This is a genomic window from Bacillus sp. AM 13(2015) (assembly GCF_001518755.1).
GTDB lineage: Bacteria > Bacillota > Bacilli > Bacillales > Bacillaceae > Bacillus > Bacillus safensis.
Genome location: NZ_LKCP01000050.1, coordinates 1 through 21,113, shown reverse-complemented (window position 1 = coordinate 21,113; position 21,113 = coordinate 1). Strand labels below are relative to the sequence as shown.

Annotated in this window: 15 protein-coding genes; 10 read left to right on the top strand and 5 right to left on the bottom strand. The window is 42.5% G+C overall.

The window, feature by feature from the left end:
* The first annotated feature begins 16 nt into the window (after positions 1 to 16).
* A complete protein-coding gene (gene proB / locus AOQ70_RS07530) occupies positions 17 to 1,135 on the top strand; it encodes a glutamate 5-kinase (protein WP_059375497.1) in 1,119 nt (372 codons plus the stop codon).
* An 18-nt stretch (positions 1,136 to 1,153) separates the two neighbouring features.
* The gene (locus tag AOQ70_RS07525) at positions 1,154 to 2,422 is read left to right on the top strand and encodes a glutamate-5-semialdehyde dehydrogenase (RefSeq protein WP_059375495.1); all 1,269 of its coding nucleotides are present in this window, start codon (positions 1,154 to 1,156) and stop codon (positions 2,420 to 2,422) included.
* A gap of 70 nt (positions 2,423 to 2,492) precedes the next feature.
* Here AOQ70_RS07525 and AOQ70_RS07520 read toward each other — a convergent pair whose 3' ends face one another.
* Positions 2,493 to 3,062: a GNAT family N-acetyltransferase gene (locus tag AOQ70_RS07520; RefSeq protein WP_059375492.1), complete on the bottom strand. Its 570-nt coding sequence runs from the start codon at positions 3,060 to 3,062 to the stop codon at positions 2,493 to 2,495.
* A gap of 87 nt (positions 3,063 to 3,149) precedes the next feature.
* On the opposite strand from AOQ70_RS07520, the gene AOQ70_RS07515 reads away from it, so the two are divergent.
* A complete protein-coding gene (locus tag AOQ70_RS07515) occupies positions 3,150 to 3,977 on the top strand; it encodes a MerR family transcriptional regulator (RefSeq protein WP_059375491.1) in 828 nt (275 codons plus the stop codon).
* Positions 3,978 to 4,026: 49 nt separating this feature from the next.
* Here AOQ70_RS07515 and AOQ70_RS07510 read toward each other — a convergent pair whose 3' ends face one another.
* The 3 genes from AOQ70_RS07510 to AOQ70_RS07500 all read right to left on the bottom strand — a co-directional run bounded on the left by AOQ70_RS07510 (position 4,027) and on the right by AOQ70_RS07500 (position 8,582).
* Positions 4,027 to 5,856, bottom strand: coding sequence for an ABC transporter ATP-binding protein (locus tag AOQ70_RS07510; protein WP_058837895.1), 1,830 nt, complete (start codon positions 5,854 to 5,856; stop codon positions 4,027 to 4,029).
* Positions 5,849 to 7,585 (bottom strand): ABC transporter ATP-binding protein, encoded by a 1,737-nt coding sequence (locus tag AOQ70_RS07505; RefSeq protein ID WP_058837894.1) that lies wholly within the window; start codon positions 7,583 to 7,585, stop codon positions 5,849 to 5,851. The genes AOQ70_RS07510 and AOQ70_RS07505 overlap by 8 nt, the downstream gene beginning before the upstream one ends.
* 94 nt (positions 7,586 to 7,679) lie before the next feature.
* Positions 7,680 to 8,582: a LysR family transcriptional regulator gene (locus tag AOQ70_RS07500; protein WP_034280677.1), complete on the bottom strand. Its 903-nt coding sequence runs from the start codon at positions 8,580 to 8,582 to the stop codon at positions 7,680 to 7,682.
* 152 nt (positions 8,583 to 8,734) lie between these two features.
* Here AOQ70_RS07500 and gltB point away from each other — a divergent pair, with 152 nt between their 5' ends.
* From gltB to AOQ70_RS07465, 7 genes are all read left to right on the top strand, one after another.
* Entirely contained in the window at positions 8,735 to 13,306 is a 4,572-nt protein-coding gene (gene gltB, locus AOQ70_RS07495) for a glutamate synthase large subunit (protein ID WP_059375490.1), read from the top strand.
* Positions 13,307 to 13,322: 16 nt separating this feature from the next.
* Positions 13,323 to 14,807 (top strand): glutamate synthase small subunit, encoded by a 1,485-nt coding sequence (gene gltD, locus AOQ70_RS07490; protein ID WP_039179183.1) that lies wholly within the window; start codon positions 13,323 to 13,325, stop codon positions 14,805 to 14,807.
* A 176-nt stretch (positions 14,808 to 14,983) separates the two neighbouring features.
* Complete coding sequence (locus AOQ70_RS07485; protein ID WP_039179181.1) at positions 14,984 to 15,685, top strand: DUF421 domain-containing protein; 702 nt, start codon at positions 14,984 to 14,986, stop codon at positions 15,683 to 15,685.
* Between the two features lie 88 nt (positions 15,686 to 15,773).
* Complete coding sequence (locus tag AOQ70_RS07480; protein WP_059375488.1) at positions 15,774 to 16,748, top strand: pectinesterase family protein; 975 nt, start codon at positions 15,774 to 15,776, stop codon at positions 16,746 to 16,748.
* A 126-nt stretch (positions 16,749 to 16,874) separates the two neighbouring features.
* On the top strand, positions 16,875 to 18,359 hold the full coding sequence (gene dacB / locus AOQ70_RS07475; protein ID WP_059375487.1) for a D-alanyl-D-alanine carboxypeptidase/D-alanyl-D-alanine endopeptidase: 1,485 nt from the start codon (positions 16,875 to 16,877) through the stop codon (positions 18,357 to 18,359).
* A 25-nt stretch (positions 18,360 to 18,384) separates the two neighbouring features.
* Entirely contained in the window at positions 18,385 to 19,752 is a 1,368-nt protein-coding gene (locus tag AOQ70_RS07470) for an MATE family efflux transporter (protein ID WP_044333002.1), read from the top strand.
* A 64-nt stretch (positions 19,753 to 19,816) separates the two neighbouring features.
* The gene (locus AOQ70_RS07465; RefSeq protein ID WP_039179171.1) at positions 19,817 to 20,377 is read left to right on the top strand and encodes a CatB-related O-acetyltransferase; all 561 of its coding nucleotides are present in this window, start codon (positions 19,817 to 19,819) and stop codon (positions 20,375 to 20,377) included.
* Positions 20,378 to 20,397: 20 nt separating this feature from the next.
* Here AOQ70_RS07465 and AOQ70_RS07460 read toward each other — a convergent pair.
* Positions 20,398 to 21,113, bottom strand: a 716-nt coding sequence (locus AOQ70_RS07460; protein ID WP_442854375.1) for a BclA C-terminal domain-containing protein, incomplete at its 5' end; no start/stop codon positions are given.

Below are 21,113 nucleotides of genomic sequence, written 5' to 3'. Positions count from 1 at the left end.
ATGCAGGAGTGATAAGGTGTACGCAGATAAAGAGAGAAAACGAATTGTTGTGAAAATCGGAAGCAGCTCTCTTACTAGCTTTCAAGGTGAGATTAGTTTGAAAAAACTAGAAAACCTCGTCAATCAAATTGTGAAACTGAAAGATGAGGGACACGAAGTCATTTTGGTTTCATCTGGTGCGGTTGCAGCTGGTTACCGAAAACTAGGATTTATCGATAGACCGAAAACACTGCCGGAAAAGCAGGCATCTGCCTCAATTGGGCAAGGGCTTTTAATGGAATCATATTCTACTTTATTTTTATCACACGGTTATATTGCCTCACAGCTCTTAATCACAAGAAGTGATTTTTCTGATGAAACGCGCTATCAAAATGTGCGCAACACAATGAATGTGTTATTAGATCGAGGCATCATCCCCATTATTAACGAAAATGATACAGTGACGATCAATCGGTTGAAGTTTGGAGACAACGATACATTGTCTGCAAAAGTAGCTGGCTTAATTGATGCGGATTTCCTTGCCATTTTATCTGATATTGATGGCTTGTATGAAGATAATCCTCATACAAATCCAAATGCAAAGAGAATTCTTGAAGTCACTGACATTACAGAAGACATCGAAGCAGCTGCTGGAGACGCAGGCAGCAGTGTAGGTACAGGCGGAATGAAATCAAAGCTCGATGCTTTTAAAATATCAATGGCCGCAGGTATCAATGGCTTTTTAGGAAAAGCAGATACGCCTCACATTTTAGACAAAGCGATCAATGGGACAGAGGACGGGACTTATTTTACCGCTGACGAAAATGTAGCGCCGCTGAACTATAAGAAACAGTGGATTGCCTTTCATTCTGGACCAAAAGGTGAGATCGTGGTTCAAGAGAAAACACAGGAATTTCTCATGCACCGAGAGGGAAGTCTTGATTCTGATGGGATTGTCAGTGTGAAAGGTTCATTTAAAAAAGGCGATGTCGTCCGTATTTTAGATCAAGATGAAAGAGAAATAGGGCTTGGCATTGTGAATTATGCGTCAGATGAACTCGCACGTAAGAGTGACTTGTTACAAGATGAAATCGTGCATGTCGTCGATCTTGAAGCATTTGTTTGTCATTTAGATTTATCGATTCCAGTTTGTTAACCAAAAGGGAGGAATTCCATGACACTGACAGCTGAAGTTGTCACATCGGTCAAAGAAAAAGCGAAAAAAGCAAAGTACGTTTCAAAAAAACTAAGTTTACTTCAGACAGAGGAAAAGAATGACGCGCTGCTTAAAATGGCAGAAGCGTTAGAGCAAAAAAGCCGCTTCATTTTACAGGAGAATCAAAAGGATTTAAATGCTGGGAAAGAAAAGGGCTTCTCGGAGGCACTCTTAGATCGGTTAATGTTAAATGAAGAAAGAATTCATGAGTTTGCTGAAAGTTTGCGGCTTGTGACGAGATTAACAGATCCTGTTGGAGAAATATTGGATGAATGGACTCTTGATAACGGCTTACATGTGAAAAGCCGAAGAGTACCGCTCGGCGTGATCGGGATGATCTATGAAGCGAGACCGAACGTCACTGTCGATGCAGCAGGCCTTGCCTTAAAGGCAGGCAACTCAGTGATTTTAAAAGGCGGTTCCTCCGCTATTTCTTCCAACAAAGCCATTGTCAGTGTGATTCATGAAGCATTGGATCAAACAACAATTCCTCGTGATGCGGTGCAATTGATTGAACAAACAGACCGTTCATCGGTTCAGGCGATGTTTCAACTTAAAGAATGGATCGATGTGTTAATTCCGCGAGGCGGCGCTTCTTTAATTAAAACAGTGGTGGAGGAATCCACTATTCCAGTGCTTGAAACAGGGACAGGAAACTGTCATGTCTTTATTGATCAAACCGCGAATGTGAAAAAAGCCATTGAGATTGTGATCAATGCGAAAACGAATCGTCCGGCTGTATGTAATGCACTTGAGACGCTGATTATTCATCGCGATTGGCTGAAAGAGAATGCAGCCTCATTAAATGAAGCTTTGCAGGAGCACCGTGTCACTGTACATGGAGATCAGGCAGCAGAGTCTTACTTTTCACATGCGGTTCCTGCTGGGGAAGTAGATTGGACAGATGAGTATTTAAGTCTTGATCTTGCGGTAAAGGTAGTCGATTCAATCGAGGAAGCGATCAGCCATATCGATCAGTACGGCACAAAGCATTCAGAAGCCATCGTGACAGAAGATGAAAAACATGCACTCACGTTTCTAAACGAAGTCGATGCGGCGGCTGTTTATCATAACGCATCGACTCGCTTTACAGACGGCGGCGCACTTGGCTATGGAGCTGAAATCGGTATTTCTACTCAAAAACTCCACGCAAGAGGGCCAATGGGACTTCCTGCACTCACGACAACTAAGCTGCTTCTATGTGGCGACGGTCAGATTAGAAGATAGAGAAGATTCAAGAAACACTACCTTTTTATGAGGTAGTGTTTTTAACTTTATCTTAAAGAAATGCTCGTTATCATCCGTTTGAACCGTTTTTCTTCATCACCTTTTCAAATTTAAAAAATTCAAATTCCTCAGGTGCTAAAGGGCCATTGCCCTGATCTGCTTCACGAGGTGCGTTTGGGTCTGGATGGTGTAAGTGATAAAATTCAACAATTTGAAAGCCGCACTTGTTGACATAGAAATGAATGTTGCGTTTTTCAAAATATGGGGTCACAACCTCCCATACAATTGTTTCTGGATATTGCGCCTCGATGGCTTTCCATGCTGCCTGACCAATGCCCCGGCCGTGAGAGGATGAGGAGATGTATAGCAAATCAACCGAGTTGTGATGTGTCTCTTGGTTGATTTTGATGACAACGCCGCCTGCCTTTTCACCATTTAGCATAATATGATAAACAATGTGTTCATTCGAATGAAAAGATTCATCAATCACTTCATCTGGTGGAATCGGTCCATCCTGCGCATCGCCGAATGCATCGATCACGCCAGCTGTAAAAGCTTTCTGAAGCTCTTTTTTCATAGAAGGGAAATCTTCTTTATTTGCATGTGCTAATGTCACTTCATGTTGAGTTATTTTGTTCATTTTCTTATCCTTTCCCTGCGTAATGGTGTTTCTGCATGTTATGATAAAGGATGGAGTAACTCCATAGTCAAGAAAGGAGCCTTCATCATGATCAATGATGTGCAAAAAACGTTTTTCACTGGAGAATTTGCCAAGCTATTTGATGTAAAAAAAGATACGCTTCTGTATTATGATAAAATCGATTTATTTAAGCCGGCTGGTGTTCATGAAAATGGCTACCGTTACTATACACTTGAGCAATTTGACCATTTTATTGCGATTCAATCCTTGCGGGCTGTTCAATTTCCAATCAAAGAGTTAAAACAATATTTCACAGAACCTTCTCGCGAGAGACTGCAAAGCCTAGCGGCCGACCAAGTAGAAAAGGTCAAACAAGAGATTGAAAAGCTGCAAGATATCCAAGCTTTTCTTATGCGGGTGATCGAGACAACGCATGAATTATCAACTGTGAAAATAGGGGAGGTCCTGTTTCAAGAGCTGCCAGAAGAACCAGTCATACTAAGTGCATCAAACCCGATCGACTTAAATACACCTGTAGAAGAAATATCGCGTATTGTAGGGGAATTTTTAAAGGAAGTTGGCATAAAAGGGGCTGCGGCAAATGGTTCTGTCTTAAAAAAAGAACAGTTTCGTAAGCGCCACTATCATCAGTCAGATCAACTGTTCTGCCGAATGGATGGACCGGGGGCAGTGAAAAAACCTGGCGGGATCTATGCGGTGATGTATGATCAAGGAACATATGATGAGATTGAGTCTGCTTATTCGCATTTATTAGATGAAATCGAGAAAGAGGGCATGTTGCTGGATGGAGATGTATTTGAGGAGTATTTAATTCATTCGCTCATGTCTAAAGATGAAGCAGAGTATATAACGAAGCTCAGTGTAAAAGTGAAGAAGCGAGCAGATAACAATTGAAAAGAGGGTAGACAGCATGTGACATGCGTGTTTACCCTCTTTTTTGATGTTAACCAACTTGATTTTCGGCAAATTGACTCATATATAAATCTGCATAGAAGCCTTTTTGTTTTAAAAGTTCGCTGTGCGATCCTTTTTCTATGATGCTTCCATCCTTCATAACTAAAATGAGGTCTGCATCCTTAATTGTTGAAAGTCTGTGTGCAATCACGAAGCTCGTTCTGCCTTTCATCAATTCATTCATTGCTTTTTGAATATGCATCTCTGTCCGAGTATCCACACTGCTTGTTGCTTCATCTAATATCAAGATCTTTGGATCAGATAAAATGGCACGGGCAATGGTTAACAGCTGGCGCTGACCTTGTGACAGGTTGCCGGCATCTTCTGTTAACAGTGTGTCATATCCATCTGGAAGTGTACGGATGAAATCATCCGCATAGGCATGTTTGGCGGCTTTGATGACATCCTCTTTGGAAACGTGCTGCCTGCCGTAGGCAATGTTGTCGTAAATCGTTCCTTCAAAGAGCCACGTATCCTGAAGAACCATCGCAAATAATTCTCGTACTTGCTGACGGCTGAGATCAGTTGTTTTGACATCGCCAATGCGTATGGAGCCTTGATCTAATTCGTAAAAACGCATTAAAAGATTGATGATGGTTGTTTTTCCTGCGCCTGTTGGTCCGACAATGGCAACCGTTTGTCCTTCTTGCACATCTAAATTCAAATCTTTAATAATCGGATGATCTTTTTCATATCCGAATTGAACTTGTTCAAAGCTCACATCACCTGAGAGTGATGCAAGATCAATTGCCTCATCTTCTTCGGTACTTTCTTCTTCCTCATCAAGAATTTCAAAGACCCTTTCAGCAGAAGCGATCGCTGATTGAACTAAGTTTGCGACGCTTGATGCTTGCACAAGCGGCTGAGACATTTGCTGTGTGTATTGGATAAACGCCTGCACATCCCCGACACGAATATTCCCGTTAATGACAAGAATCCCGCCGGCTACACTGACTGCCACATAGCCAAGGTTCCCGATAAAGGTCATCATTGGCATCATTAAACCAGAAATGAACTGCGCTTTCCTTGAGGATTCATATAGCTTTTCGTTTAATTGATCAAATGTATCGATCGCTTTCTTTTCGTAGCCATACGCACGGACTGTCTGATGACCTGTGAACATCTCATTAATATGTCCATTGATCGTCCCAAGCTCTTTTTGTTGCGCTTTAAAATGCTTTTGTGAAAATGACGTAATGCCGCGAATCGCAAACAGGCTGAGTGGCAGCGTCAAACAAACAAGCAGCGTAAGCAGCGGACTGATGAAGAGCATCATCACGACAATTCCAATGACTGTAATAACAGATGTAATCACTTGGGTGAGCGCCTGCTGAAGCGATGTATTAATATTATCGATATCATTCATCACACGGCTTAGTGTGTCCCCGTGGGTTGTTTTATCAAAATAACGAAGGGGGAGACGTGTGAGCTTGTCATTTGCTTCCTGGCGTAATTCAGCAATGGTCTGTTGAGAGACACCGGCCATGACATATTGCTGAACGAATGAAAAGAGAGAAGCAACGACGTACAGGACGACAAGCAGCAAAAGTATTCGTGAAATGACATCAAATTGAACAGCTGTTCCATTCGTAAAGCTGTCAAATAGGGAAGAGGTGGCATCCCCAAGCAGCTTTGGACTAATGACATTAAAGACAGTTGAACCAATTGCTGCAATAAAGACGATGATCAGCTGAAATTTTCTTGGTTTTAAATAGCCTGTCAACCGAAGCAGTGTTTTCTTAAATTCCTTCGGTTTTGCGGCTGGCCCTTTAGGGTGGGCGCCTTTATGGCCCATGCCGGAAGACATTTTCTTACTCATCCTCGCTCACCTCCTGACCTTCCTGTGATGCGACAATTTCTTGGTACACAAGATTATCCTTTATTAATTGTTCGTGTGTTCCGATACCTGCGATTTTCCCTTCATCAAGTACAATGATTTTATCACTATGCTTCACTGTGCTGATTCGTTGAGCGACAATGATGAGGGCTGCATGTGCTTTTTCTGCTTCTAATGATGCCCGCAGCTTTGCATCTGTTTTGTAATCAAGTGCTGAAAAGCTATCGTCAAACAAATAGAATGATGGTTTTCGCACTAGCGCCCTTGCAATGGAAAGCCGCTGCTTTTGGCCGCCCGATAGATTTGAACCACCCTGATCAATTTCTGCATCAATTCCGCCATCTTTTTGCAAAACAAATTCCTCGGCCTGCGCAGTTCGCAGCGCCTGCCAGACGTCTTCATCGCTTGCATCCTGATTGCCAAAGCGCACATTCTCGGCAATGGTTCCGCTGAATAAAACAGCTTTTTGCGAGACATAGCCCATCTGGTTTCTCAGTTTCTCCTGTGGCAGCTCTCTAATGTCTACACCATCTAGTGTAATCCGGCCTTCTGTCACTTCATAAAAGCGCGTCATCAGCTGGAGAAGGGTAGTTTTCCCAGAACCCGTACTTCCGATAATGGCTGTTGTTTCGCCAGTTTTGGCTTCAAACGTGATGTTTTGAACGGCCGGTTTCTCTGCATTTGAGTAATAAAATGACACATCCTCAAAGCGAATGGATTGTGCGGGCTCGTGAAGCTCAGTCATAGACACTTCTTTGTCTTTAATCTTTGGTTCCATGTTTAACACTTCATTCATACGTTTAGCTGATGCTTGTGCTCTTGGAACCATAATAAAGCTCATCGACAGCATAATCAGTGCCATTAAAATCATCATCGCATATTGAATGAAGGCAATGAGATTCCCAACTTCCATTTCTCCGGCATCAATTCGGTTTGCCCCGAGCCAGACAATACCGATATTCGTGAAGTTCATGATGATCAGCATAAATGGAAACAAGTAAGCCATTAATCGGTTGACTCTAAGGCCAGTATCCTTATAGGAGGTGTTAGCTTCTTGGAATCGCTCCTTTTCATCATCCACACGGTTAAATGCACGAATGACCCGGATGCCTGAAAGAGATTCTCGCATAATTAAATTCAGCCGGTCTGTTTTTTTCTGAAGCTGGCCAAATAGCGGAATGGCTTTTCTTGACACCAAATAAATAAATCCGCCAAGAAGGGGGAGGGCTGCTAAAAAGATAAGAGACAGGACAGCATCCCTGGAAACAGCCAAAATGATTCCTCCCACAAGCATAAGCGGAGCCCGCGTCATCATTTGTAAAATCATGATCGTCACATCTTGGACTTGTTTCACATCATTTGTTGATCTTGTAATAAAGGAAGACGTGCCGATCTTTTGAAATTCCTCTAATGAAAATTGTTCGACATGTACAAACAGCTGTCTTCTCATATCACGGCCGAAGCCTAGTGCTGTCTTTGATGACAAGTAAGACTTCCAAATGGTGAGCAAAATGGCGAGTAAAGAACAAGCCACCATCCAACCGCCAACCTTCCATATGTAAGCAATATCTCCCTGGACGATTCCGACATCAACGATATCTGCTGTTAACGTCGGTAAATACAGCTGGAGCATACTGCTTAAAAAGGTGAGAATAACAATGGACACAACGGACAGCCGATACGGCTTTAAAAATGATAAAATTGATTTCATACAAATACCTTTCTTCCATATAGTCTTTTGTTCTGTAACCCATCATATACAAAGAGGGATTATTTCTACAAATGAAATGTCTTGTTTTAGTGAATTATTTATATTGTTCAATTTTAGAAAAGAAATCCTTCACAAACACATAAAAATCATGGGCAGAAGGAGACATTTCTCGCGTTTTAGATGCAATAATGCCAACCGTTCTTCTCACTTGAGGAAAATCGATCGGAATTTTCACTGTAAATCGCGGTGTTGTTTCATAAAAGGCACTTTCGGGTAATAAGGTAACGCCCATACCTGCCGATACGAGACCTTTTATGGCATCCAAATCTTCTCCTTCAGATGAAATGGTAGGCTCATAGCCTGCCTGCTTGCAAGCATCAACCGCAATTTGTCTCAGCACATACCCTTCAGGAAATAACACGAAATGATCCTTTCTTAAATCACTTAAATGAATGCTCCTTTGTCCGCTAAAGGGGTGGCTAACCGGTAAAAGGGCATAAATGCTTTCAGAAAACAAAATATTTCCTTCTATTTGAGAATCGTTTGTCGGTACAGGTCCTAAAAAGGCAAGATCGATATCACGATTTTTAACGGCTTCAATGAGAAACTTATAGGATCCTTGACGAAGTAAAAAATCGACCTCAGGATATTCCTGCTTAAAAGCGGAGATGACAGAAGGGAGCACTTGGCTTGCTAGACTTGTAGGAAAGCCAATATTCACCGTCCCTTTGTGCGGATCTAAGTATTCATCAATTTGCTCTTTTGCGTAATCAATGGCTTTGAGTGCAGTTCTGACATGATCTAAAAATTGTCTGCCGATCTTCGTTAATTTGATATTTCGTCCTTCTCGTTCGAATAAGGCCACTCCAAGTTCTTCTTCTAAATTCGCAATCTGCCGGCTGATGGCAGATTGGGCAACATGTAAGTTTTCAGCCGCTTCTGACACGTGTTCACGGTCTGCGACTTCTACAAAATAACGTAACTGACGAAGCTCCATTTTTGCACTTCACACCCATCTATCTCAAAAAGAGATTGTTTTGATCTAAATTATATATTGTTTATATCAATTTGAAAACTTAAAATAAGTTACAGAGTTTGTGAGATTTTATTACTGTGAAAAACGGATCTTTTAAACGGGGGAGAGAAACGATGACTTATAATCAACTACCACAACCACAAGGTCTCTACCGTCCTGAATTTGAACATGATGCATGTGGAATCGGACTGTACGCCCATTTAAAAGGGGAGGCGACACATAGCATCGTCAAAAAGGGATTACAAATGCTGTGCCAGCTTGATCACCGCGGCGGGCAAGGCAGTGATCCGTATACAGGTGATGGTGCCGGTTTAATGGTACAGCTGCCAGACGCTTTCTTTAGAAAGAACTGCAAAGAATTTGCACTTCCAGAAAAGGGCCGTTACGGGGTAGGAATGGTCTTCTTTTCAAAAGATGATGACGAAAAAACGCGTCAAGCCATCGAACAGAAAATCAACGGGTTCATTAAACAAGAAGGTCAAACATTAATCGGCTGGAGAACGGTTCCTGTCGATGCTGGGAAAATTGGTACTGTCGCAGCGAAGAGCTGTCCGGTTGTGAGGCAGGTCTTTATCGGAGCAAACGACAACATCACAGATCGTTTGTCATTTGAAAGAAAATTATATGTCATCCGTAAACAGGCTGAGAACTGGGGAACAAAAGAGGAAAAGCAATTTTACTTTGTCAGCCTGTCGAGTCAAACCATCGTATATAAGGGGCTTTTAACATCAGATCAAGTCGATGCTTTTTATCTTGATCTACAGGATGAAACATTTGTTTCTGCATTTTCACTTGTTCATTCAAGATTTAGTACAAATACATTTCCTACATGGGAAAGAGCCCATCCAAACCGTTACTTAATTCACAACGGAGAAATCAACACATTAAGAGGAAACATCAATTGGATGAGAGCAAGAGAACAACAATTCGTATCTGAAGCCTTCGGAGACGATTTAGACAAGATTTTGCCAGTGCTGAATGCAGACGGAAGTGATTCATCCATTTTAGACAATGCCTTTGAATTCTTTGTGCTTGCAGGCCGTACACCTGCTCATACAGCAATGATGCTGATTCCTGAGCCTTGGACGGAAAACACGCACATGTCAAAAGAGAAACGGGCATTTTATGAATACCATAGTTCTCTCATGGAGCCATGGGATGGACCAACAGCGATTTCCTTTACGGACGGTAAACAAATCGGGGCCATCTTAGACCGAAACGGATTAAGACCGGCTAGATACTATGTCACGAATGATGATCATATCATTTTCTCTTCTGAGGTCGGCGTAATTGACACAAATGAAGAAGATGTGAAGTATAAAGATCGTCTTGAGCCTGGCAAAATGCTACTCATTGATTTAGAAGAAGGAAGAATTATTTCTGACGAAGAAGTGAAATCAACCATTGCAAATGAACTTCCTTATCAAAAATGGCTCGATGAAGAAATGGTCCACGTCAATCGCTCGGAAGAAAATTCAGAAAATTCTAGTATAATGGATGATTTGTTGACACGTCAGCGTGCGTTCCATTATACGTACGAAGACATTCAAAAGTATTTAATTCCTTTACTAGAGGAAGGCAAGGACCCAATTGGTTCAATGGGAAGTGACACACCGCTTGCTGTGTTATCAGATCGTGCGCAGTCTCTGTTTTCTTATTTTAAGCAGTTGTTCGCACAAGTCACGAACCCGCCGATTGATGCCATTCGTGAGCAGCTGGTGACATCAACCATGACTTGGTTAGGTGCCGAAGGCGATATTTTACATCCGAATGAATATTCATGCCGAAGAATTAAACTTTATACTCCGGTCTTAACGAGCGGACAATTTAACGGCTTGAAAACAATTGTTCATAATGCCTTTAAAAGCAAAACAATTCATACACTTTTCACCGATGATTTAAAGCGCGGACTGGATGCGATGTTTGAAGAGGCAGAAAAAGCGATTAGAGAAGGTGTCTCTTTATTAATCCTTTCAGATCGTGAAATGACAGAACAAAAAGTACCAATTCCACCAATTCTTGCGCTAAGTGCACTTCATCAGCACCTTGTGCGTCAAGGTCTGCGGACAAAGGTCAGTCTGATCGTTGAATCTGGAGAGGTGAGAGAGGTTCATCATTTTGCCGCACTGATTGGCTATGGGGCAGATGCGATCCATCCTTACCTTGTCTATGAAACGTACAAACAGCTAATTGCAGACGAAGCGATTTCGATCAGCTTTGATGAAGCTGTTACAAAGTTTGGTAAAAGCGTGACAGAAGGTGTCGTCAAAGTCATGTCCAAAGTGGGGATTTCCACTGTGCAAAGCTATAGAGGCGCACAAATCTTTGAAGCAGTCGGGATTAGTGAAGACGTCATTCAAGAGTATTTCACAGGAACAGCTTCTCAGCTTGGCGGGATTGATCTTGACACCATTGCTCATGAGGCAAAACTTCGTCATGAAGCAGGGTACCAAGCAGCAACTGACCAGACACTTGAATCAGGCAGTGAATTCCAGTGGAGAAAAAATGGAGAGCACCATGCCTTTAATCCAAAAACGATCCATACGCTCCAGTGGGCATGCCGTAATGAAGATTACGACCTATTTAAACAATATACAAAGGCAGCGGATGAAGAAAGAATCGGCTTCCTCAGAAATTTGTTTGCATTTCAGCCAAAACAAAAGCCGGTTCGTCTGGAAGAGGTTGAATCTGCTGAATCCATCGTGCGCCGCTTTAAGACAGGTGCTATGTCATTTGGATCTTTAAGTAAAGAAGCGCATGAGGCACTTGCGATTGCGATGAACCGAATTGGCGGTAAAAGTAACAGCGGAGAAGGCGGAGAAGATCCTGCCCGCTTTACAGTAGATGAACACGGTGATGACCGCAGAAGCGCCATTAAACAAATCGCTTCTGGCCGATTTGGTGTGAAAAGTCATTACTTAGTCAATGCAGATGAATTGCAAATTAAAATGGCGCAAGGGGCAAAGCCGGGAGAAGGCGGACAGCTTCCAGGAAATAAAGTGTATCCTTGGGTGGCCGATGTACGTGGTTCTACGCCAGGTGTCGGATTAATTTCACCACCGCCGCATCATGATATTTATTCCATTGAGGATTTGGCACAGCTGATTCATGATTTGAAAAACGCAAACCGTGATGCACGCATCAGTGTCAAGCTTGTATCTAAAGCAGGCGTTGGCACGATCGCAGCAGGTGTAGCAAAAGGAACTGCAGACGTCATTGTCATTAGCGGCTATGACGGCGGTACAGGAGCTTCACCGAAAACGAGTATTAAACACACAGGACTTCCTTGGGAGCTTGGATTGGCAGAGGCGCATCAAACCCTTGTGCTAAACGGTCTTCGCGAGAGAGTTGTTCTTGAAACGGACGGAAAGTTAATGACTGGCCGCGACGTTGTCATGGCTGCGATTTTAGGAGCAGAAGAGTATGGCTTTGCGACAGCTCCACTTGTCGTGCTGGGCTGCGTAATGATGAGAGCATGTCATTTAGATACTTGCCCGGTCGGTGTTGCCACACAAAATCCAGAGCTTCGCAAAAAATTCATGGGTAACCCTGATCACATTGTGAACTTCATGATGTTTATTGCAGAGGAAGTAAGAGAAATCTTAGCAGAACTCGGCTTTACATCAATGGATGAATTAATTGGTCGCACGGACGTCCTAGCGGTCAGTGAACGAGCAAAAGCTCACTGGAAAGCAGGGCAGCTAAACCTTGAAACACTGCTTTATCAGCCAGAAGGAGCGCGGACATTCAGAACACCGCAAAATCATAAAATTGATGAATCGCTGGATATGAATGAAATCCTTCCTTATGTACAAGAAGCGCTGAATCATCAAACACCAGTTGATCTATCATTGAGCATTCGCAATATCAACCGTGTGGCCGGAACCATCACTGGCAGTGAAGTGTCTAAGCGCTACGGGGAAGAGGGCTTGCCAGAGGATACGATCACACTAAGATTCACTGGTTCAGCTGGACAAAGCTTTGGCGCATTTGTGCCAAAGGGTATGTCTCTCTATTTAACAGGTGATTCAAATGACTATATCGGCAAAGGACTCTCAGGAGGCAAAATTGCTGTTAAAACCTCTGATCATTTTGTACAAAATGGACATGAAAACGTCATTGTAGGAAACGTCGCATTTTACGGTGCAACTAGCGGAAAAGCTTATATTAACGGACGTGCTGGTGAACGATTTGCTGTTCGTAATTCAGGTGTACATGTGGTTGTTGAAGGAATCGGAGATCACGGCTGTGAATACATGACTGGCGGACGTGTCGTCATTTTAGGAGACGTTGGGAAAAACTTTGGTGCAGGTATGTCTGGTGGTGTGGCTTACATCCATACATCGGATGCCAAACAGTTCAAAAGAATGTGCAACATGGAAATGATCATGTTTGAAAAGCTCACAGATCATGAAGAAGAACAAGAAGTGAAGCAAATGATCAAGGAACACCTTGATTATACAAACAGCTCAAAAGCAGCAGCACTTCTTGAAAACTGGGAGCAAGAAAAGGATCAATTTATCAAAGTCATTCCGAGAAATTACAAAATGATGCTTCAAAGCATCGAAGAACAAAAACAAGCGGGCCTCAGTCATGAAGAAGCGGTGATGTTTGCCTTTGAAGCAAATACAAAACCGAAAAATCAAGAAACGGCAAACGGGCAAAAAGCAGCCCTCGCTCATTAAGAAAGGGGAGAGGACAATGGGCAAAGCAACAGGTTTTATGGAATATAAAAGAGAAAAGCCAAATGAACGTGACCCTCTCACTCGTCAAAATGACTGGAAAGAATATTCAGCTCCTTATACAGATGACGTATTGAAGAAGCAGGGCGCTAGATGTATGGATTGCGGAACACCGTTTTGTCAAATTGGTATGGAGATCAGGGGCGGCGTGTCTGGCTGCCCGATCTACAATTTAATTCCAGAGTGGAATGACCTGGTCTATCGCGGACGATGGAAAGAAGCGCTCGAAAGACTGCAAAAAACAAATAATTTCCCTGAGTTTACTGGGAGAGTATGTCCTGCGCCTTGTGAAGGTTCATGTACAGTCGCTATTAATGATCCAGCTGTTTCGATTAAAAATATCGAACGCACGATCATTGATAAAGGTTTTGAAAATGGATGGATCACGCCAAGGATCCCTTCAAGCCGTACAGGGAAGAAAATTGCCATTGTCGGCTCAGGACCAGCAGGACTTGCAAGTGCTGATCAATTAAACCAAGCAGGACACGCTGTTACAGTGTTCGAGCGTTCTGACCGCCTTGGCGGACTGCTGACTTACGGGATTCCAAATATGAAGCTCGACAAAGAAGTGGTCGAGCGAAGAGTCAAATTGCTAAGACAAGAAGGCATTGACTTTGTGACAAACACAGAAATCGGCGTGGATATCACTGCCGACGAACTGAAAGAGCAGTTTGATGCGGTTATCCTTTGTACAGGTGCACAAAAGCAGCGTGACCTGTTAATTGAAGGCAGGGAAGCAAAAGGGATTCACCTTGCAATGGATTATTTAACACTCGCAACGAAAAGCATGCTTGATTCAGGATTCAAAGACAAAAACTTTATTGACGCAAAAGGGAAAGATGTGATTGTGATTGGCGGAGGAGATACAGGCGCTGACTGCGTCGCAACTGCACTTCGCCAAAAAGCAAAAAGTGTTGTTCAATTCGGGAAGCATCCAAAGCTTCCAGATACACGTGTAGGGGATAACATGTGGCCAGAACAGCCTTATGTCTTCTCACTGGATTATGCTTATGAAGAAGCACAAGCAAAATTCGGAGAAGATCCGCGTCAATATTCAATTCAAACCACAAAAATTGTGGCAGATAAAAATGGGAAATTAAAAGAGCTTCATACCATTCAAATGGAAAAGGTGAAAAACGAACAAGGGAAGTTTGAATTTCATGAGATTCCAGGGACAGAGAAGGTATGGCCTGCTCAGCTCGTCTTTATTGCAATTGGTTTTGAGGGAACTGAACAGCCGCTTGTGAAACACTTTGGCGTGGACAGCAAAAACAATCGCATTGACGCAAAGTATGGGGAATATACAACAAATGTAGAAGGCGTATTTGCAGCGGGAGATGCAAGACGCGGGCAAAGCTTGATTGTCTGGGCAATTAATGAAGGCAGACAAGTGGCGCACGAGGTAGACCGTTATTTAATGGGGAGTTCGGTTCTGCCAAAATAGGTCAAACAAAGGGTGTTACAATATAAAGAAAAGCCATGACCGAAGTGTGGTCATGGCTTTTTATGTATTGGAGATAGAGATGAAGAATGATGCATTGATGGAAATGACGAACACGTTTAGATCCCTCCTTTCATGTATATGCTGTTATAAATGCAGTAAGAAAGGAAGGAACTTTTGTGCCGTTCGTTAATATTTTGACTGAACTCTTCATTGGATTTTTTGCTTTATTTTTAATTACAAAATTATTAGGAAAAACACAATTTGCACAAATCACACCGTTTGATTTCATTTCTGCACTTATTTTAGGCGAAATGGTCGGAAACGCCATTTTTGACCCAGAAGTCAAGATTCAGCACATTTTATTTGCTGTTGCGGTATGGGGCGTTCTCATATATACAGTTGAATGGCTTTCACAGCGCTTTAAGTCCATTCGTGCGTTTTTAGAAGGAAGACCTACGCTTGTGATTGATAAGGGGAAGATTCACTACAACCGGTTGAAGAGGAATATGCTTGATATCAATCAGCTGCAGACACTGGTTCGCGCAAAAGGCCATTTTGCCCTGAATGAAATTGAATATGCCATTTTGGAAACTGACGGCTCTGTCAGTGTTCTTCCGAAAATGAAATACGCACCAGCCACAGCAGAAGATGTGAACGTGAAGGGAAAAGAAGTGAAATTGCCTAGAACGTTTATTATTGACGGCGAAATTTTAAAAGATGATTTACAAGAAGCCGGCTTTGATGAATCCTGGCTGAGTGATCAATTAAAAAAGCAGCATATTTCCTCTTATCGAGACGTTCTCTTTTGTGAATGGATTGAAAATGAAGGAATTTATGCGATGCAATATGAAAAATCTAAAAAAACATCCACAACATAAAAACGTGGGTGTTTTTTTGCGTGTGTATGGAATAGGATCAAAAAGAATGTTTGATGAAAACGTTCACAAAATGAGGAGGAGATATGTGATGAAATATAGAAACGTATGGATTGTCATGGTCTTGTCTTTATTTCTTTTTGACCCAACTTCACTTCAAGCAGCAGAAGCAGGGCATAACCGCGTCCTTGTCGTTGATCAAAAGGGAAGCGGGGCATACCGCACCGTTCAGTCTGCAATTGATGCGATTCCAACAAACAATCAACAGCGGGCAACGATCTATATTAAAAATGGCGTATATAGAGAAAAAATTTTGCTTCCGCAAAATAAACCACACGTATCTTTTATCGGTGAAAACCAGCACAAAACGATCCTTACGTATGATGACACAAATGCAAGCACTGGGAGTACAACCAATAGCTCAAGCACAATGATTCGTGCAAACGATTTTTATGCAGAAAATATTACCTTCCAAAATACAGCTGGCAGACATGCTGGTCAGGCGGTGGCGCTGTATGTGTCTGGCGACCGGGCTGTGTTCAAACAAATACGTGTGTTAGGCTATCAAGATACACTTTATGCAACAGGCACAGGGCGGCAATATTATGAAAACTGCTATATCGAGGGCACGGTCGATTTTATTTTTGGATCAGCCACGGCTGTGTTTAAAAGAGCTGAAATAAAAAGCCTTGGAAATGGGTATATTACTGCAGCATCCACAACAGAAGCACAAAGGTACGGTTACGTATTCATAGATTCTACGTTGAAAAAGGGAACGGCAGCTGCGCAATCGGTTTATTTAGGACGTCCGTGGAGACCTTATTCGGCTGTGACATTCCTCCATACAAAAATGGATGACCATATAAAAGCAGAGGGATGGCATAACTGGGATAACCGTGACAACGAAAGAACGGCCAGGTATAAAGAATTTGGATCGACAGGAGCAGGGAGCAGTCCAGCAAACCGCGTAAAATGGTCAACTATTTTAACCAATAACGAAGCAAGTCAGATCACGGTTCAAGCAGTTCTTGGCGGAGCCGATGGTTGGAATCCAGAAAACAGGTAAAGGGCTTGTCAGTTTTCGTCAAAGAAAGCTGACTTTTCTGTTTAAAAAACCTTTGAGAACAAACGTTCTTTTGTGTATAATGAACATATTCTTCTAAATTTGGCGGCTACAATAAGGAGGGATTACGTGAAGCGTTTTTCACAGCTCATGTTTTTACAAATATGTATCCTGTCGATTTTATTTCTTCCTTTTTCAGCGAAAGATGAACAGCTCACAGCTCGTGACGATTCACTGGCTTGGATGACCGCTTTAGACGAACTCATACGAACAGCACCTGATTTAGAGGGCGCGATCTCTGGCATCAGCGTCCGCGATACTTCTGACAACTCTCTTCTTTATGAACATCAAGCCGATATTCGTCTTACTCCTGCTTCTAATATGAAACTGCTCACATCAGCCATCGCACTTGATATACTTGGAGAAACACACACATTCCCTACAGACATCTGGATGGATGGTTCCATTCAAAAGAAAACGTTACATGGCAGCCTTTATCTTCGCGGCACCGGCGATCCGACTTTATTAGAGAAGGATTTTGCAGCACTTGCCAAACAAGTCAAAAGGGCCGGAATACATACCATTCGCGGACAGCTTGCGGCAGATGACACTTGGTTTGATGACACGAGATACTCCATTGATCTGCCTTGGAGTGATGAGGATCAATATTACGGGGCACAAATTTCTGCTCTCACGGCTTCACCGAATCAAGATTATGATGCAGGGACCGTAATTCTCGAAGTAAAACCAGGAAAAAAAGCAGGACAGAAAGCCGCATATGAGATGATCCCGAAGACGGATGTCGCTCAAGTCATCAATCAAGTGAAAACAGTTCCTGAAGGCGGAAAAAAGAAAATCTCTTTTAAGCGTTCTCACGGAACCAACAAGATTACGTTAACTGGGACCATTCCGGTTAAAGCAAGCTCATCTAAACAATGGGTCGCTTTATGGGATCCGGCCGCCTATGCTTTAGACTTAATGAAACGAGCGTTAAAGGCGGAAGGCATTCAAGTAAAAGGACCACTGAAAGCAAAACAAGTTCCTAAAAAAGCCAAAAAAATCGCCTCCCATACATCGATGCCATTATCAGAGCTGCTCGTTCCTATGATGAAATTAAGCAACAATACACATGCAGAAATTTTGCTAAAGGAACTAGGCAAAAAAGTGAAGAACAAAGGGAGCTTTGAAGCTGGGCTGGACGTCATGAATGAACGGCTTCCTGCGTTTGGCATCGATCCTTCGCTTGCAGTTTTGCGTGACGGATCGGGGATATCACCTATTAACCTTGTCTCTGCTAACCAGTTCACTTTATTTTTGACAAACATTCAAAAGGAAAAATGGTTTAAAACCTATGAACATGCGCTCCCTTTAGCAGGGGCGAGTGAACGAATGGTGGGGGCCACGTTAAGGAACAGATTGAAAGAACCAGCTACACTAGAAAAAGTACGTGCAAAAACAGGGTCGTTAACAACGGTCAGCACACTTTCTGGATATATTGACACGCAGGGCGGAAAAACGCTCGCTTTTTCCATCTTATTAAATCACCTTGTTGATGACGAAAAAGGGAAAGAGATAGAAGACCGTATTGTCAGCATATTAGCTGAGAACCTTTAGATTTAGAGAGAGAAGGAGAACCATCATGACGTTAGATAACAATCAATCTTTAGTAAAAACCATGTCCATTTTTCTCATCCCGCTTTTGCTAAGCAATATTTTGCAATCGATCGGACAGTTAGTGTCCATTGTTCTTGTCGGAAGATGGATTGGAGAGGATGCAGTAGCTGCCATTTCTGCATTCTTTCCGCTTTTCTTTTTGCTCGTTTCTTTTTCCATTGGAATTGGATCGGGAAGCTCGATCCTTATTGGACAGGCGTATGGAGCAAAAAATGAACAGAAATTAAAAGAAATCATTGGCACAACGCTTTCATTCACTTTTTTGATCGGCGTCTCTTTAGCGATCATTGGAGGTTTTTTCGCAACAGACATCTTAAACCTCATGGGAACACCTGCTAATATCGTGGAGGAAAGTGCGGCTTACGCCAGAATTTTATTCATCTCAATGCCGATCTTATTTCTTTATTTTGTTTATACAACATTCTTGCGGGGAACAGGGGATTCGAAAACACCTTTTTATTTCTTAATGATTAGTACGGCAACGAATATTCTGATGCTGCCCATTTTATTATTTGGCTGGCTGGGACTACCGGCGTTCGGCTTATATGGCGCTGCGTATGCTTCAGTGATTTCAACAATTGTGACGTTTATCATTCTACATATCTACTTATATAAGACAAAACATCCACTTCGTATTGATGCATCGGTGAGAAAGCATTTATTGATGAAAGGGGATCTATTAAAAACGTTATTAAAGCTCAGTATCCCATCAAGCATTAATATGATCCTTATTTCTTTATCAGAAATTGCCGTTATTTCTTTCGTCAACGATTATGGATCACAGGCGACAGCTGCCTATGGTGTTGTCAATCAAGTCGTGAGTTATGTGCAGATGCCGGCAGTGAGTCTTGGCATTGCGGTCTCAATCTTTGCAGCACAATTCATTGGTGCAGGGAATATGAATCGACTGAAAGATGTCATTAAAATTGGGTTAGGACTTAACTTCGCCATAGGCGGATGTATCATTATTTTCGTTTATATTTTTGCACCGCAGATTTTATCTATCTTTTTAACAGATCCTAAGACGATAGACATTGCCTATAGTTTGGTTGTCATTACACTATGGAGCTATCTCATTTTTGGAACGGCCCAAATTGTTGCAGCCACAATGAGAGCAAGCGGGACAGTTCTTTGGCCGACGATCTTTAGTATTTGTTCCATTTGGCTTGTAGAAGTACCAGTCGCCTATGTGCTATCACATTATACATCCCTCGGCATTAAGGGAATATGGATTGGCTACCCTGCTGCGTTCTTTGTGAACTTACTCCTCCAATACAGCTACTATCAGCTCGTATGGAAGAAAAAACAAATTGTAGCGCTTGTTCAATCATAATGTGAAGGCGTAAAGTAGCATATACATACGAAGATCTATCACTTTTAAGGAGGCCGGATCTTCTATGTTTTTGAATCAAAGAAGTGAACTAAGCTCGTACAATATCGGTGACTTTTCTTATGCCGGACCAGATTTCCAAGTGCTGACATGGGGGGAAGGAACGACATTACATATTGGGAAGTTTTGTTCCATCGCAAACGAAGTGAAAATTTTTCTAGGCGGGGAACACCGTACAGATTGGGTCACAACGTATCCATTTAATCAAATTTTCAAAGAAGCTGCACATATTAAAGGACACCCAAAATCGAAGGGGGATGTTCATATTGGACATGACGTATGGATTGGATATGGTGCGACGATTATGTCCGGAGTATGTATAGGCAACGGGGCTGTGATAGGAGCAAATAGTGTGATCACAAAAGATGTGCCTCCATATGCAATAGCCGCAGGAAATCCCCAGCAGCTCATGAAATATCGATTTTCATCCGAAATAATCGAAAAACTGCAGTTATTAGAATGGTGGAATTTAGAGTTTTCAATCATCCAATCTGTTTTTCACCTTTTGCAATCTGATGATATTGAACAGTGTATAAATGTAATAGAAGACATAAAAAAGAAAGGCTGAAAAAGCCTTTCTTTTTTCGTTTAGCTTAGCCGTATAATGGTCAAGGCTGCTCCTGCAGCACCGCCCCCGCCAACTAAAATAGCTGTGACAACTGCCCCAAAAAACTGCAGTGAAATAGTGCTTCCAGCTGTTAAATTAACAATAACAGTGTTGTTGATAAATGAAGTTGAGATAACAGGTGATTGAACAGAACCAGAAATAGTAGTTGCTCCATTTAAAAGCAAACGTGTACTAATCAAAAGAGCTGTAGTGGTGTTGACTTGATACGTAATATAATATTTACCAGTTTGCAGAACGGTAAAAACAGTACTTGTGCCGTTTGCCGTAAAACCAGTAATGTTTTGAAAGTTTGGCAGAGGAATATTCGTTCCACCGGCTACAGTAACAATGGTAGGTCCAGAACTATTAGCAGCATAAAGTGCAGTATCTGTAAAACCACCTGTTCCAGTTGCCCCAGTGACACCAGTAACACCTGTCACGCCAGTAGGACCAGTTGCACCTGTAATGCCTGTGGCGCCGGTAGGCCCAGTAGCTCCAGTAATACCCGTAGCGCCAGTAGGTCCGGTAGCCCCGGTAATACCTGTGGTGCCAGTAGGTCCGGTAGCTCCAGTGCTACCCGTTACGCCAGTAATACCCGTTGCGCCGGTAGGTCCGGTGGCTCCGGTAATACCCGTTGCACCAGTGATACCTGTAGCCCCGGTAGACCCAGTAGCTCCAGTAATACCCGTTGCGCCAG

Excerpts from the sequence above, each read along its gene's own strand:
- AOQ70_RS07525 (WP_059375495.1), top strand. The coding sequence starts at position 1,154 with ATGACACTGACAGCTGAAGTTGTCACATCGGTCAAAGAAAAAGCGAAA.
- AOQ70_RS07520 (WP_059375492.1), bottom strand. The coding sequence starts at position 3,062 with ATGAACAAAATAACTCAACATGAAGTGACATTAGCACATGCAAATAAA.
- AOQ70_RS07515 (WP_059375491.1), top strand. The coding sequence starts at position 3,150 with ATGATCAATGATGTGCAAAAAACGTTTTTCACTGGAGAATTTGCCAAG.
- AOQ70_RS07510 (WP_058837895.1), bottom strand. The coding sequence starts at position 5,856 with ATGAGTAAGAAAATGTCTTCCGGCATGGGCCATAAAGGCGCCCACCCT.
- AOQ70_RS07505 (WP_058837894.1), bottom strand. The coding sequence starts at position 7,585 with ATGAAATCAATTTTATCATTTTTAAAGCCGTATCGGCTGTCCGTTGTG.
- AOQ70_RS07500 (WP_034280677.1), bottom strand. The coding sequence starts at position 8,582 with ATGGAGCTTCGTCAGTTACGTTATTTTGTAGAAGTCGCAGACCGTGAA.
- gltB (WP_059375490.1), top strand. The coding sequence starts at position 8,735 with ATGACTTATAATCAACTACCACAACCACAAGGTCTCTACCGTCCTGAA.
- gltD (WP_039179183.1), top strand. The coding sequence starts at position 13,323 with ATGGGCAAAGCAACAGGTTTTATGGAATATAAAAGAGAAAAGCCAAAT.
- AOQ70_RS07480 (WP_059375488.1), top strand. The coding sequence starts at position 15,774 with ATGAAATATAGAAACGTATGGATTGTCATGGTCTTGTCTTTATTTCTT.
- AOQ70_RS07470 (WP_044333002.1), top strand. The coding sequence starts at position 18,385 with ATGACGTTAGATAACAATCAATCTTTAGTAAAAACCATGTCCATTTTT.
- AOQ70_RS07465 (WP_039179171.1), top strand. The coding sequence starts at position 19,817 with ATGTTTTTGAATCAAAGAAGTGAACTAAGCTCGTACAATATCGGTGAC.